At 67.9% G+C, this 14,082-nt stretch carries 13 protein-coding genes; 3 read left to right on the plus strand and 10 right to left on the minus strand.

Features of this window, described 5'->3' with window-relative positions; translation table 11 throughout:
- Positions 1-50 precede the first annotated feature (50 nt).
- The 3 genes from LXM88_RS16175 to LXM88_RS16185 form a co-directional block, all read right to left on the minus strand.
- On the minus strand, positions 51-881 hold the full coding sequence (locus LXM88_RS16175; RefSeq protein ID WP_262533890.1) for a 3',5'-nucleoside bisphosphate phosphatase: 831 nt from the start codon (positions 879-881) through the stop codon (positions 51-53).
- Between the two features lie 82 nt (positions 882-963).
- Positions 964-1,854 (minus strand): alpha/beta fold hydrolase, encoded by an 891-nt coding sequence (locus tag LXM88_RS16180; RefSeq protein ID WP_262533893.1) that lies wholly within the window; start codon positions 1,852-1,854, stop codon positions 964-966.
- Between the two features lie 213 nt (positions 1,855-2,067).
- Positions 2,068-2,925 carry a ferritin-like domain-containing protein gene (locus LXM88_RS16185; RefSeq protein WP_262533896.1) on the minus strand — a complete coding sequence of 286 codons (858 nt, stop codon included), beginning with the start codon at positions 2,923-2,925 and terminating at the stop codon, positions 2,068-2,070.
- Positions 2,926-3,068: 143 nt separating this feature from the next.
- Here LXM88_RS16185 and LXM88_RS16190 point away from each other — a divergent pair, with 143 nt between their 5' ends.
- The 3 genes from LXM88_RS16190 to LXM88_RS16200 all read left to right on the plus strand — a co-directional run bounded on the left by LXM88_RS16190 (position 3,069) and on the right by LXM88_RS16200 (position 5,053).
- On the plus strand, positions 3,069-3,593 hold the full coding sequence (locus LXM88_RS16190) for a gamma carbonic anhydrase family protein (protein WP_096471268.1): 525 nt from the start codon (positions 3,069-3,071) through the stop codon (positions 3,591-3,593).
- A gap of 24 nt (positions 3,594-3,617) precedes the next feature.
- On the plus strand, positions 3,618-4,568 hold the full coding sequence (gene hslO / locus LXM88_RS16195; protein ID WP_262533899.1) for an Hsp33 family molecular chaperone HslO: 951 nt from the start codon (positions 3,618-3,620) through the stop codon (positions 4,566-4,568).
- 134 nt (positions 4,569-4,702) lie between these two features.
- On the plus strand, positions 4,703-5,053 hold the full coding sequence (locus LXM88_RS16200; protein WP_262533901.1) for a hypothetical protein: 351 nt from the start codon (positions 4,703-4,705) through the stop codon (positions 5,051-5,053).
- 86 nt (positions 5,054-5,139) lie between these two features.
- Here LXM88_RS16200 and ftsB read toward each other — a convergent pair whose 3' ends face one another.
- The 7 genes from ftsB to LXM88_RS16235 form a co-directional block, all read right to left on the minus strand.
- Positions 5,140-5,565: a cell division protein FtsB gene (gene ftsB / locus LXM88_RS16205; RefSeq protein WP_262533902.1), complete on the minus strand. Its 426-nt coding sequence runs from the start codon at positions 5,563-5,565 to the stop codon at positions 5,140-5,142.
- A gap of 81 nt (positions 5,566-5,646) precedes the next feature.
- Positions 5,647-6,930: a phosphopyruvate hydratase gene (gene eno / locus LXM88_RS16210; RefSeq protein WP_011352544.1), complete on the minus strand. Its 1,284-nt coding sequence runs from the start codon at positions 6,928-6,930 to the stop codon at positions 5,647-5,649.
- Positions 6,931-7,036: 106 nt separating this feature from the next.
- Entirely contained in the window at positions 7,037-7,891 is an 855-nt protein-coding gene (kdsA, locus tag LXM88_RS16215; RefSeq protein ID WP_262533955.1) for a 3-deoxy-8-phosphooctulonate synthase, read from the minus strand.
- Entirely contained in the window at positions 7,888-9,546 is a 1,659-nt protein-coding gene (locus LXM88_RS16220) for a CTP synthase (RefSeq protein WP_262533958.1), read from the minus strand. Before LXM88_RS16220 ends, kdsA begins: the two co-directional genes overlap by 4 nt.
- Before the next feature lie 195 nt (positions 9,547-9,741).
- A complete protein-coding gene (locus tag LXM88_RS16225) occupies positions 9,742-10,587 on the minus strand; it encodes an alpha/beta fold hydrolase (RefSeq protein ID WP_262533961.1) in 846 nt (281 codons plus the stop codon).
- A gap of 140 nt (positions 10,588-10,727) precedes the next feature.
- Positions 10,728-13,211, minus strand: coding sequence for a DNA internalization-related competence protein ComEC/Rec2 (locus LXM88_RS16230; RefSeq protein WP_262533963.1), 2,484 nt, complete (start codon positions 13,209-13,211; stop codon positions 10,728-10,730).
- A gap of 57 nt (positions 13,212-13,268) precedes the next feature.
- Positions 13,269-14,057, minus strand: a complete 789-nt coding sequence (locus LXM88_RS16235; protein ID WP_262533966.1) for a TatD family hydrolase — start codon at positions 14,055-14,057, stop codon at positions 13,269-13,271.
- Positions 14,058-14,082: the final 25 nt, after the last annotated feature.

Here is a 14,082-nt window from a genome sequence, read left to right on the forward strand (position 1 = left end):
ATCAGGCGCGCGCGCCGGTCACGGCGCGGGCGGCGGGCAGCCGCCCGGTGTCAGAGCCAGCGCTCCCAGACCGGTGTCAGGTCGGACGGCAGCGGCGGCAAGCCGCCGAGCTCGACGCGGCCTTCGCCCGGCGCATGGAAATCCGAGCCGCGCGACACTTCGAAGCCGAAGCGGCGGGCAACATCCGCGTATTCGCGGTATTGGTCGGGCGTGTGGCTGCCCGTGACGACCTCGATCGCGCGGCCGCCCAGATCGATGAACTCGCCGAAGAACGCGTCGAATTCGACGGGCGTATAGCGATAACGGCCCGGATGCGCGACCACGGCCTCGCCGCCCGCCGCGCGGATCCACCCGACCGCGTCGGACAGCGTCGCCCAGCGATGCGGGACGAACCCGGGCTTGCCGTCGCCGAGCAGGCGGTCGAACACGTCGGACGTCGATTCTGCGTGGCCGCTTTCGATCAGAAAACGCGCGAAGTGCGTGCGCGAGATCAGGTCGGGATTCGATACGAACTTCAGCGCGCCTTCGTACGCGCCGGGGATGCCGAGCGTCTCGAGCTGCGCGCCGATCGCCAGCGCGCGCGCCGCGCGGCCGTGGCGCGTGCGGTACAGGCCGTCGACGAGCGCCGGGTTCGCGGGATCGATGTTCAGGCCGACGATGTGCACGGTGCGCGATGCCCACGTGACCGAAATCTCGACGCCGCTCAGGTAACGCATGCCGAGCGCTTCCGCCTCGCTGCGCGCCGCCGCCTGGCCGCCGATCTCGTCGTGGTCGGTCAGCGCCCACAGGGTCACGCCGCCGGCATGGGCACGGCGCGCGACATCGGCAGGCGACAGCAACCCGTCGGAAACATTCGAATGGCAGTGGAGATCAGCGTTCATTGTAGGCATGGCAGGTAAGGCTTCATTCTACTGCAACGCGGCAATTGCGCCGCCCGCCTGCCCCGCCGCCGCTCCCGCGCGCCTACGCGCAGAACGCCTCGATCAGCGCCGCGATCTGCTCGGGCTGGTCGTGATGCACCATGTGGCCGGCATCTTCGACGAGCTTTTCGCGCCAGTCGGGGAACGCGTTGAAACGCGCCTTGAATTCCGGCAGCGGGATGTCGCCGGCGAGGTGCGCAAGCGTCGGCGAATTGACGGCCTCGACGTGCAGCACCTTCGCGCGCACCTGCGTCCAGGTCGCCATCACCTCGTCGAGCCGGTACAGCAGCGGGCCCGGCATCTTGTGTGCGGGGTCGGCCAGCAGGTGGTAAAGACCGTCGTCGCCGCGCTTCGACCAGTGCGCGGCGAGGAATGCGGCGCGCTGCGGGTCGAGCCGCGGATTGGTCTTGGTCAGGCGCGCGGCCACGTCGTCGAGGGACGCGTAAGGCCGCAGCGCGGGCGGCTCGCGCAGCTCGTCCAGCCAGCCGCGCAGCCGGCGCGGCGCCTGCTCGGCCCGCGCGGGCGCGAGCCCGAAACCCTCGAGATCGACCACGCGCCGCACGCGTTCCGGCCGCGCGCCCGCGTACAGGCACACGACGTTCGCGCCCATGCTGTGCCCGACCAGGTTGACTTCGCCGGTCGGCGCATAGTGGTCGACGAGCGCATCGAGGTCGCCCAGGTATTCGTGAAACCAGTAGTGGCCGCCGCCCTGCCGTGCGACCGGCCAGTCGGACAGCCCGAAGCCGCGCGCATCGGGTGCGATCACCTGCCAGTCGCCCGCGAGTGCGTCGACGACGAACTGGAACGACGCCGCGACGTCCATCCAGCCGTGCAGCATGAACAGCGTCGGCGCATCGGGCCGGCCCCAGCGCCGCACATGCAGCTTCACGCCGCGCACCGTGACGAAATCGGAAACAGAACTCGAGGCACTCATTGCAGCCGCCAGAAAAAAGAATGGTCGTTCGATTATAGCGGCGACACTTCCGTTCAGGCGCTCGGCAGTCGAGGCACCGCTCTAGCGGCGCGGTGGCGCGAGAGTCGGCCGGACCGGCCGCGCGTCCCGCCGGGAAACGCCATCCGCCGGGCGAGCGGGCCGGCCGGCGGCACGCGTACGGCGACAACCGATACGCAGCCGAACGCGATCCGGCTAACGCGCCGCGTTGCCGTCCGCTGCGTCCTGCGCGGCCAGTTCGTCGAGTTCGGCCTGCTCGAACCCGGCATCGCGACGCGCCTCGAAGTTGAACGGGCCGCGCAGCCGCGGCGCATGGTATTGCTCGGCGAGTTGACGATAGGCCGGCACCGGATCGCGGCCGCTTTCGTCGCACAGATGCCGGAACCAGCGGTTGCCGATCGCGACGTGGCCGACCTCGTCGCGCAGGATCACGTCGAGGATCGCGGCCGACGCATCGTCGCCCGCCTGCACGAGCCGCGCGCGGATCGGCGGCGATGCGTCGAGCCCGCGGGCCTCGAGCGTGCGCGGCACGAGCGCCATGCGCGCAAGCACATCGCCCTTGGTCCGCTCGCACATCTCCCAAAGCCCGTTGTGCGCGGGAAAATCGCCGTACGCATGCCCGAATGCCGCCAGCCGGTCGGACAGCAGCGTGAAGTGATAGGCCTCCTCGGCCGCGACCTTCAGCCAGTCCGCATAAAACGCGTCCGGCTGGCCCGCGAAGCGCCAGACTGCGTCGAGCGCCAGATTGATCGCGTTGAATTCGATGTGGGCGAGCGCGTGCAGCAGCACCGCGCGCCCTTCGGGCGAACGCATGCTGCGTCGCTCGAGCTGACGCGGCTCGACGAGCGCCGGACGCGCCGGGCGCCCGGGCAGATCGACCGGTTCGCACAGTTCGAGCGACGGCGCGATCGCAGCCTGCCCGGCCAGCAACGCGTCGTACAGCGCACGCACCTGCGCGGCCTTGGCGGCAGGCCCGGACGCACGCAGCGCATCGAGCGCGGCGCGGCGCACGCAGGCGGGCGCCTGACCGAAAGAAGAAGACTCCATGCTCATAAACGGGGACACCTTGCGTGCGCATCGCGGGAGCATATGCACGCGACGGTTTACAATATGCGATTGTTCCGCGGCGCCATGCGCCGGGCAAACCGGACGCGCCATTTTACCGGCGCCCATCATCGAAGAGACAAGGAGACTCCGTGACGATCTACAAGCTGGGCGATACGGCCCCGACGATCCACGAAAGCGTATTCGTCGCCGATACGGCGGCCATCATCGGCAAGGTCGTGCTCGAGGAAAACGCGAGCGTCTGGTTCGGCGCGACGATACGCGGCGACAACGAGACGATCGCCGTCGGCGCGGGCAGCAATGTCCAGGAAGGCGCGGTACTGCACACGGACCCCGGTTTTCCGCTGACGATTGCCGCAAACGTGACGATCGGGCACCAGGCGATGCTGCACGGCTGCACGATCGGCGAAGGTTCGCTGATCGGGATTCAGGCGGTGGTCTTGAATGGAGCGGTCATCGGCCGCAACTGTCTGGTTGGTGCCGGCGCGGTCGTGACGGAAGGCAAGACGTTCCCGGACAATTCGCTGATTCTCGGCGCACCGGCGAAAGTCGTGCGCGAGTTGTCGGCGGAAGACATCGCGCGGCTGCGCGCAAACGCGAAGACGTATGTCGAGCGGCGCGCGCATTTCAAGGAGCAACTCGTGCGGATCGGGTGATTCGCGCGATTTCAAGGAAGAAGAGTGAGCGACCAGTTACAGAAATTCATGTTCAATGCGGCGCCCGTGCGCGGCGAGATCGTTTCGCTGCGCAATACGTGGCAGGAAGTGCTCGCCCGCCGCGACTACCCTGCCCCCGTGCGCACGGTGCTCGGCGAGATGATGGCCGCATGCGCGCTGCTGTCCGCGAACCTGAAATTCCACGGCACCCTGATCATGCAGATCTTCGGCGACGGGCCGGTCCAGATGCTGGTCGTCCAGTGCGGTTCGGATCTGACGATGCGGGCCACCGCGAAGTTCTCCGGCGACGCGGCACAGACGATCGGCGACGACACGAGTTTCGCATCGCTCGTCAACGCGAGCGGCCACGGCCGCTGCGTGATCACGCTCGACCCGGCCGACAAGCTGCCGGGCCAGCAGCCGTACCAGGGCATCGTGCCGCTGAACGGCCTCGACGGCCCGCTCGAATCGGTGTCGCAGGTGCTCGAGCACTACATGCACCACTCGGAGCAGCTCGACACGCGGCTGTGGCTCGCGGCCGATCGCGACCGTGCGGTCGGCATGCTGCTGCAGAAGCTGCCGGGCGATGGCGGCATCGTGCCGCGCAACGCCGAAACCGATCTCGACACGTGGGAGCGCGTCTGCACGCTCGGCGGCACGCTGTCCGCGCAGGAGCTGCTCGAGGTCGAACCGGAAGTCGTGTTCCGCCGGCTGTTCTGGCAGGAGAACGTGCAGCACTTCGAGCCGGCCGGCACGCGCTTTCAGTGCTCATGCTCGCGCGAGAAGGTCGGTGCGATGCTGCGCATGCTCGGCCGCGACGAAGTCGACAGCGTGATCGTCGAGCGCGGCCATGTCGAGATCCACTGCGAGTTCTGCAACCAGCGCTACGAATTCGATCCCGTCGACGTCGCGCAGTTGTTCGCGGCACCCGGCGTCGAGACCGGCATCGCGCCGGCGACCGGCCAGCGTCACTGAGCGTCACGCCCGATGCCCGCTGTCCGGGCACGGGCGCATAATGCGCACAAGCGTCGCGCGCATGGCTCAGGCGCCGGAGGCTCGGCCTTCGGCGCAAGCCGCTTCCCGCCGTCGGCGCGCTGCAGGAGAAACACATGAATCGTCCGTTTCGCACCTTCGTCCTGACGAGCGTTGCCGCCGGCACGCTCGCGCTCGCCGGCTGCGCGATGCCGCCGCCGTCCTCCACGATCCTGAGCCGCCTGCCCGAACCGGGTGCGTCGGGCGGCCAGCCGCCCGCGCTGTCGAGCGCCGAACGCAAGCGCTACGACGAGATCGACCGGCAGGTGCTGCGCGAACAGGACAACGCGCTGGCGGCCGAAGCGGCCGCGCGCGCGTGGGCCTATTACTCGCCGCCGCCCGTGACGGTTTACGGCGGGTACTACGGCGGATGGGGGAATCGCTGGGGAACGGGTATCAGCTACGGCTACCCGGGCTGGTGGTGGTGAGCAGTCGCCCGGCCGATTGAATACCGTCAGGAAATAAAAAAGCGCGGCATTTCCCGCGCTTTTTCAATGGGTTCGAACTGCCGCACTCAGTGATGTGCGGCCTTGCCCTTGTCGCCGCCATGATGCCGCGACGGCTTCGCCATCGACTGCGGATTCGGCACGACACGCACCGGCGCCGCGGACACGGCACCGCGCGTCGACGTGTTCGAAGGCGTGTTGTTCAGCGGCACCGCCGGTGCATTCGGCGACACGAACTGCACGAATACTTCGCCGTCCTTCACCATGCCCATCTCGTAGCGCGCGCGCTCCTCGATGGCCGCGGTACCGCCCTGCAGATCCTGCACTTCGCCTGCGGTCCGCTCGTTGCGCAGCTTCTCGTCCGCATTCTTCTGGAGCTGGTCGCCGAGCTGCTGACGCAATTCATGCACCCGCAGCCAGCCGCCGTGTCCCCACCATAGGGGGTACTGAATGAGCGCCAGCAAGGCAATCAGGACGACAGTGACAAGCCGCATGTAAGAGACGCAGATATAAGAAGCGCCGCTCCGCGCACGTGCACAGAGCGGCGTCGATATGACGAACCCGATATTAGCGCGTTAGCGCAGGTTATAGAAAGCCGATTTGCCCGGGTAGCTCGCGATGTCGCCGAGATCTTCCTCGATGCGCAGCAGCTGGTTGTACTTCGAGATGCGATCGCTGCGCGACAGCGAACCCGTCTTGATCTGACCGGCGTTCAGGCCGACCGCGATGTCCGCGATCGTCGAATCTTCCGTTTCGCCCGAGCGGTGCGAGATCACGGCCGTATAGCCCGCGCGCTTCGCCATTTCGATCGCCGCGAACGTTTCGGTCAGCGTACCAATCTGGTTGATCTTGATCAGGATCGAGTTCGCGATGCCCTTCTCGATGCCTTCCTTCAGGATGCGCGTGTTCGTGACGAACAGGTCGTCGCCGACGAGCTGCACCTTCTTGCCGAGGCGGTCGGTCAGCAGCTTCCAGCCTTCCCAGTCGCTTTCGTGCATGCCGTCCTCGATCGACACGATCGGGAACTTGTCGGCGAGCGTCGCGAGGTAGTCGGTGAATTCGGCCGACGACAGTTGCAGGCCTTCGCCCGCGAGCTGGTACTTGCCGTCGTGGTAGAACTCGGATGCCGCGCAGTCGAGCGCGAGCAGCACGTCTTCGCCCGCACGGTAGCCGGCCTTCTCGATTGCCTGCAGGATCGTCGACAGGCACTCGTCGTTGCTGCCGAAGTTCGGCGCGAAGCCGCCTTCGTCGCCGACTGCCGTGCTCATGCCGCGGTCGCTCAGGATCTTCTTCAGTGCGTGGAACACTTCCGCGCCGCAACGCAGGGCTTCACGGAACGTCGGCTGGCTGACCGGGACGATCATGAATTCCTGGATGTCGAGGCTGTTGTTCGCGTGCGCGCCGCCGTTGACGATGTTCATCATCGGCACCGGCAGTTGCATCGCGCCCGAACCGCCGAAGTAGCGGTACAGCGGCAGGCCTGCCTCTTCGGCGGCAGCCTTCGCGACGGCCATCGACACGGCCAGCATCGCGTTCGCGCCGAGGCGCGACTTGTTGTCGGTGCCGTCCAGTTCGAGCAGCGTCTTGTCGAGGAACGCCTGTTCCGACGCGTCGAGGCCCATGATGGCTTCGGAGATTTCGGTGTTGATGTGCTCGACTGCCTTCAGCACGCCCTTGCCGTTGTAGCGGCCGGCTTCGCCGTCGCGCAGTTCGATCGCTTCACGCGAGCCGGTGGACGCGCCCGACGGCACCGCCGCGCGGCCCATCGTGCCCGATTCGAGCAGCACGTCGCATTCGACGGTGGGGTTGCCGCGCGAATCCAGAATCTCGCGGCCGATGATATCTACGATTGCACTCATGGGTTTCCTCTGAGAATGACGATGGATTCTTCAAACTGCGACGGCGTGCGTGCCGGAACCGCTTCCGCTACTGACGCGCGAAGCCGTCGCAAGGTTCATTCGATCTTTAATTGAAATCGTTTTCCAGGAACGGATTGCGCTTCACCGCCTGGTCGAGCGTGACGAGCGTCTCCAGCAGCGCGCCCATCCGGTTCAGCGGCACCGCGTTCGGGCCGTCCGACTTCGCCTCGGCCGGATTCGGGTGCGTTTCCATGAAGAGGCCCGCAACCCCCGTCGCGACCGCCGCACGCGCGAGCACGGGCACGAATTCGCGCTGGCCGCCCGAGCTCGTGCCCTGCCCGCCCGGCAACTGCACCGAGTGGGTCGCGTCGAATACGACCGGCGCGTTCGTTTCGCGCATGATCGCGAGCGACCGCATGTCCGACACGAGATTGTTGTAGCCGAACGAGACGCCGCGTTCGCACGCCATGAAGCGGTCTTCCGACAGCCCCGCTTCACGTGCGGCGTCGCGCGCCTTGTCGATCACGTTCTTCATGTCGTGCGGCGCGAGGAACTGGCCCTTCTTGATGTTGACCGGCTTGCCCGAGCGCGCGCACGCCTGGATGAAATCGGTCTGGCGGCACAGGAACGCGGGCGTCTGCAGCACGTCGACGACCGACGCGACCTGCTCGATCTCGTCGATCGAATGCACGTCGGTCAGCACCGGCAGGCCGAGCTGGCGCTTCACCTCGGACAGGATCCGCAGGCCCTCGTCCATTCCGAGGCCGCGAAACGACTTGCCCGAGCTGCGATTCGCCTTGTCGTACGACGACTTGTAGATGAACGGAACGTTCAGCTTCTCGCAGATTTCCTTCAGGCGGCCCGCCGTGTCGATCGTCATTTGCTCCGATTCGACGACGCAGGTACCCGCGATCAGGAAAAAAGGCTTGTCGAGACCGACCTCGAAATCGCACAGCTTCATGCTTTCACTCCGCGCGCCTGCTTGTTGCCCAGCGCGGCTTCGACGAACGACTTGAACAGGGGATGACCGTCACGCGGCGTGGACGTGAATTCCGGGTGGAACTGCACGCCGACGAACCACGGGTGCATCGAGCGCGGCAGTTCCATCATTTCCGGCAGATCCTCGCTCGGGGTACGCGCGCTGATGATAAGGCCGCCGCTTTCGAGCTGGGGCACGAAGCGGTTATTGACTTCATAACGGTGGCGATGACGCTCGTTCACGTCCTTGCCATAGATTTCTTCCGCCATCGTGCCGGGCTTGATCGGGCAGCGCTGCGAGCCGAGGCGCATCGTGCCGCCGAGATCGGATTCCTCGGTGCGCGTCTCGACCTTGCCGTCGCGGTCGTACCACTCGGTGATCAGCGCGACCACGCGTTCCGGCGTGTCCGGATCGAACTCCGTGCTGTTCGCCTGCTTCAGGCCGACGACGTCGCGCGCGAACTCGATCACCGCGAGCTGCATGCCGAGGCAGATGCCGAGATACGGCACCTTCGACTCGCGCGCATAGCGGATCGCCGCGATCTTGCCTTCGGTGCCGCGACGGCCGAAACCGCCCGGGACCAGCACCGCGTCGAGGTGCTTCAGACTGTCGACGCCGTTCGTCTCGATCTCTTCCGAGTCGATGTACTCGATGTTGACCTTGGTCGACGTGTGCAGCGACGCGTGGCGCAGCGCCTCGATCAGCGACTTGTACGACTCGGTCAGGTCGACGTACTTGCCGACCATGCCGATCGTCACTTCGTGCTTCGGGTTCTCCAGCTTCTCGACGAGCTCCGACCACATGCTCAGGTCGGCATCGTGCGGCGACAGCTTCAGCTCGTCGCAGATGATCTTGTCGAGGCCTTGGTCGTGCAGCATCTGCGGAATCTTGTAGATGCTGTCGGCGTCCCACACCGAGATCACGGCGTCTTCCGGCACGTTCGAGAACATCGAGATCTTCTTCGATTCGTCGTCGGGGATGCGGCGATCCGCGCGGCACAGCAGCACGTGCGGCAGGATGCCGATCTCGCGCAGCTTCTGCACGCTGTGCTGGGTCGGCTTCGTCTTCAGCTCGCCGGCCGTCGCGACGTACGGCACCAGCGTCAGGTGCACGAAGCACGCGCTGTTGCGGCCGAGGCGCAGGCTCATCTGGCGCGCGGCTTCGAGGAACGGCAGCGACTCGATGTCGCCGACCGTGCCGCCGATCTCGACGATCGCGACATCCGGCTCGCCGCAGGTGGCCGATGCGGCCCCGCGCTCGATGAACGCCTGGATCTCGTTCGTGATGTGCGGAATGACCTGCACGGTCTTGCCGAGATAGTCGCCGCGGCGTTCCTTGCGGATCACCGATTCGTAGATCTGGCCGGTCGTGAAGTTGTTGGCCTTGCGCATCTTCGTGCTGATGAAGCGCTCATAGTGGCCGAGGTCGAGGTCCGTCTCCGCCCCGTCTTCCGTCACGAACACTTCCCCGTGCTGGAACGGGCTCATCGTGCCGGGGTCGACGTTGATGTACGGATCGAGTTTGAGGAGGGTGACTTTCAGACCGCGCGATTCGAGGATCGCGGCGAGGGAAGCGGCGGCAATACCCTTGCCAAGGGAAGAAACTACGCCGCCGGTGACGAAAACATATTTGGTCATCGCTGGATGCTCGCGGGAAAAACGGATTATACCGTAAAGCCCGCCCTTTTCTCAGCAATTGCCGGGATGACACGTGATGATCGCGCCCCTTCGGGCGGACCCGCGCCGGCCCTGCACGCCGTGCGCGCCGAGGGCGAACCGGCCGCCCGGCGCAACCGCGCGCCGCGGCGCATGCCGGGGCGCCGGACGGCAGCGTCAGGCGCGCTTCGCGAGCGGCGCGGCGCCCTGCGACACCCCGCCCTCCTCCGCCTTCAGCGAATTCAGCATCCGCTGCAATGCGCGGGCAGTCTCGAGCGGCCGCTCCATCGGGAACAGATGGCTGCCCTCGAGCCACTCGACGCGGCCGCGCGTCGCACGGCGCGTCGCATCGAGCCCGACCTGCCGCACCTCGCGCGAACGCGTGCCGGCGAGAAAACCGAGCGGCACCGGCGCGCCGTGCGCGAGCCGCGGGCCAAGCGTGTGCGGCAGCGTCCGGTAGATCAGGTATTCGACCTGCCGGTCGAACGCGAGCGCGCGCTCGCCGTCGGCACCGGCCTGCGGAATGCCGTAGTCGATGTAGTCGGCCAGCATCCGTTCGTCCCAGCGCGCGAACGCGGGCTTCTCGCGGAAGTGCCGCCAGACTTCGTCGCGGCTCACCCAGTGCGTGCGCCGGTTGCGCGTCGCGGCGGCCGGCGACAGCCGCTCGTCGAGCCCTGCCCACTGGCTCGCGCGCAACGCGCCGGCACGCCAGCCCGCGATGATCGGCGAATCGATCATCACGACGCCGCGCACCCATTGCGGCTTCCTCAGCGCGGCCATCAGCGACAGGTAGCCGCCGAGCGAATGGCCGACGAGCCACACGGGACGCTCGTAGCGGCTGCCGATGTCGTCGAGCAGCTGCTCGACGAGATGCGGCCAGTCGCGCGTCACCGGGTAGCGGCGGTCGTGGCCGATCCGTTCGATGTAGCGCAGCTCGTAGTCGTCAGCCAGTTCGGCGAAGATCGTGCGGTACGTCGACGCCGGAAAGCCGTTCGCATGCGAGAAGTGGAGGATGTCCTTCAAACGCCGATGTCTCCTTTGTCGACGGGAGTCAGTGCTTTGGCACTCGTTCCCGTCCGATGCGTTGCATTCTGCCGGGCCGCCGCTTCGGCACGTTGCGCGGGCCCGGTGCATTCTTTATATAAGACCGGCCCTCGCGCCGGTCAACGGTCCATCCAGTACCGTCGCCGTACGTCGCGATACCGCTCGAACGCAAACCCGCCGTCGGCCGGTGCGACGTCGAACCGCACGGCGCCGTCGCGATCGGTGCGCGGCAGCGGAATCCCGCGTGCCTCGTAGCGTGCGAGGACGGTCCGGTGCGGATGCCCGAAGCGATTGCGATAGCCTACAGGAAATACCGCGACGCGCGGCCCGACCGAATCGAGGAAAGGCTCGACCGACGACGTGCGGCTGCCGTGGTGCGGAACGACCAGGATCTGCGCGGCCAGCGCGTCGCGCGCGGTGTCCACGAGCTGGCGTTCGGCGCGTGCTTCGATGTCGCCGGTCAGCAGCGCGGACGTAGCGCCCGCGTCGATGCGCAGCACGCACGACTGCCCGTTCGACGCACCCGGGCCCGGGCCGCCCGACGGCCAGAGCATCGTGAACACAACACCGTCCCAGATCCAGCGCTGCCCGGCCACGCACGGCAGCCGGTCGGCGACGCCGGCGGCCGTCGCGTCGCGCCACAGCCGGCTGTCCGGTGGAATGCCGGCCAGCAGCTGGCGCACGTCGGCGGCCGCATAGACGGCCGGTGCGCCGCCCGCGTGATCGGCGTCCGCGTGACTGAGCACGAGCGAATCGATCGCCGCGATGCCGCGCGCACGCAGTGCCGGCGCGACGATCCGCGCACCGGCATGCGTCGACTCCGCGCCCGGCCCCGCATCGAACAGCAAGGTTCGGCGCGCGGTCTCCACCAGCACCGACGCGCCCTGCCCGACGTCGAGCACGGTCAGCCGGAAACCGCCTGGCGGCGGCGCATCGGCTGCCGGCGCAACGAGCGGCAGCCACGTGAGCGGCGCCGCCCAGCGCAACGGCCAGCCGCGTGGCATCAGCACCCAGGCAACGCCCACGCACGCAAGCGCCAGCACCGGCCAGTCGGGCATCCGCAGCCAAAACACGCCGGCCGGCCAGTCGGCGAGGTGCCCGAGCAACGTCATCATCGGTTCGAGCGCCGCATGCGCAAGCTGGAACGCATACGCATCGAGCGGTGCGGGCAGCGCGATGCCGGCCAGCACGACCGGCGTCACGACCGTGCTCACCCACGGAATCGCGAACGCATTGCCGAACGGGCCCGACAGCGAAATCTGCGCGAACCACGCCGCCGTCAGTGGCGCCAGACCGATCGTAACCGCGTACTGCACGCGCACGGCTTCCGCGATACGGCGCGCGGCGCGCGTGCTCCACGTGCGCAATCGGCTCGACAGGTCGACCGTATCGCCGCGCTCTTCCCCTTCCGCGTCGACCTCACGCGTCGCGCGCCAGCCCGCGACGGTCAACAGGATCACGGCGACCGCCCCGAACGACAGCCAGAACCCGGCCGACAGCACGGCCCACGGATCGGCGAGCAGCACGCCGCCGAGCGCCGCGCACAGCACCGCCGACGTCGGTACGCTGCGCCCGGCCAGATATGCGATGCCGCCGGCCGCGATCATCCACCACGCGCGCTGCGCCGGCACGTTGAAGCCTGCCAGCGCCGCATAGCCGGCCGCCGCGGCCAGCGCGGCAAGCGATGCCGCGTACGGCGCCGGCAACACGAGCGTCGCGGCTCGCGCACGCCAGCGCAGCCGGCGCCAGACCATCGACACGAGCCCGCCCGCAATCGCGCCAACCAGCCCGACGTGCAGGCCGGAAATCGCGACCAGGTGGCTCGTACCCGTGTTGCGCAGCACGCGCCAGTCGTCGCCGTCGATACCGGACTGGTCGCCGATCGCGAGCGCGGCGACGATGCCGCGATGGCCGGCGTCGACATCGAGCGTCTCGCCGATGCGTGCGCGCAGCGCATCGCGCAGCCGATCGATCGATGCACGCCAACCCGATGCGTGCGCATCGAGCAATACCGACCGCCGCGGCGCGCTGACATAACCGATCGCGCGAATGCCGGCGGCGAGCCACGCCGCCTCGCTGTCGCGCACGCCGGCATTGGCCTCGGCGTGCGGGCGCTTCAGGCGCACGACGAAGCGCCAGCGCTGCGCGGCACGCAGGTCGGGAAGCGGGTCGCGGGTCGCGGATGTGCCATATGCGCGCAACGACAGCCGGATCAATGGCGGAAAACGGGCCAGCCCCGCATCGTTCGACTCGACAGCGAGCAGCAGCCGCGCACCCGTCTCGTCGACGACGGGCAGCCCCCGGATCACGCCGGTGACGACGATATCGCGCCCTTCCCACTCGACGGGCAAGCCGTCGCGCAGCCGCCATTCGGCCCGCGCCGCCGCATAACCGAACCCCGCCACGCAGGCCGCGAGCGCGCACAGCATCCATCCGAGTGCGACGGTCGTGCGCGTGTGCCGGCGGCGCATGCACCACGCACCCAGCACCGCACAGCCCGCGAGCACGACCGCACCGATCGTCCATGCGATCGCACCCGGCAACGCCGCCTGCCGCTGCAGCACGACGACGCCGAGCGCGAACGCGATCCACCACACGCGCATTCCGCCTCCTCGTCGACCGGGCGCCGCCCTGACGAACGCGGCGCCTACCGGCAACGATTATGCGGACGAAAGGGCGAGTCGCGGCAGCGCGGCGAGCGCGTTGGCCGAAGTGGATAGACCGAGTGAACTGGCGTCCAGACCGCGCAGTTCGGCGAGCACGTCGCCGATGCGCGGCACCTGGTCGGGCGTGTTGCGGGATTTGTACGCCCATTCGGGCGCGATGTCGGGTGCGTCCGTCTCGACGACGATCGCGTCGAGCGGCAATTCCGCAGCAAGCCGGCGGATCTGCAACGCGCGCGTGAACGTCACGTTGCCGCCGAAGCCGAGATGCAGCCCTTGCGCGAGATACGCTTCGGCCTGCTGGAAACTGCCGTTGAATGCATGCGCGATGCCGCGCCGCACGTTGAAACGGCGCAGCCCCGCAAGCACGCGGTCCTGCGACTTGCGCACGTGGCAGAGCACGGGCAGGTCGAATTCGCGCGCCAGCTTGAGCTGTCCCTGGTAGAAGAACTGCTGCCGGCCTTCGTCGAGCCCCGGTACGAAATAGTCGAGGCCGATCTCGCCGATCGCGACGAAGCGCGGATCGTCGAGGCTCGCTTCGATCTCCATGCGCAGCCGGTCGAGGTCCTCGTCGCGCGCGTGCGGCGTATACATCGGATGGATGCCGAGCGCGTAGGCCGCGCCCGGCGTGCGCTGCGCGAGTTCGCGCACTGTCGTGAAGTTGTCGCGCCCGATGCTCGGGATCACGATGCGCGACACGCCGGCCGCGCGCGCCGCCTGCGCGACCGCTTCACGGTCGGCGTCGAACTCGGCGGCGTCGAGATGGCAGTGCGTATCGATCCACATGACGGTTTCCTGTCCCCTTGCACCG

This window comes from Burkholderia sp. S-53, from assembly GCF_025560745.1.
Classification (GTDB): Bacteria; Pseudomonadota; Gammaproteobacteria; order Burkholderiales; family Burkholderiaceae; genus Burkholderia; species Burkholderia pyrrocinia.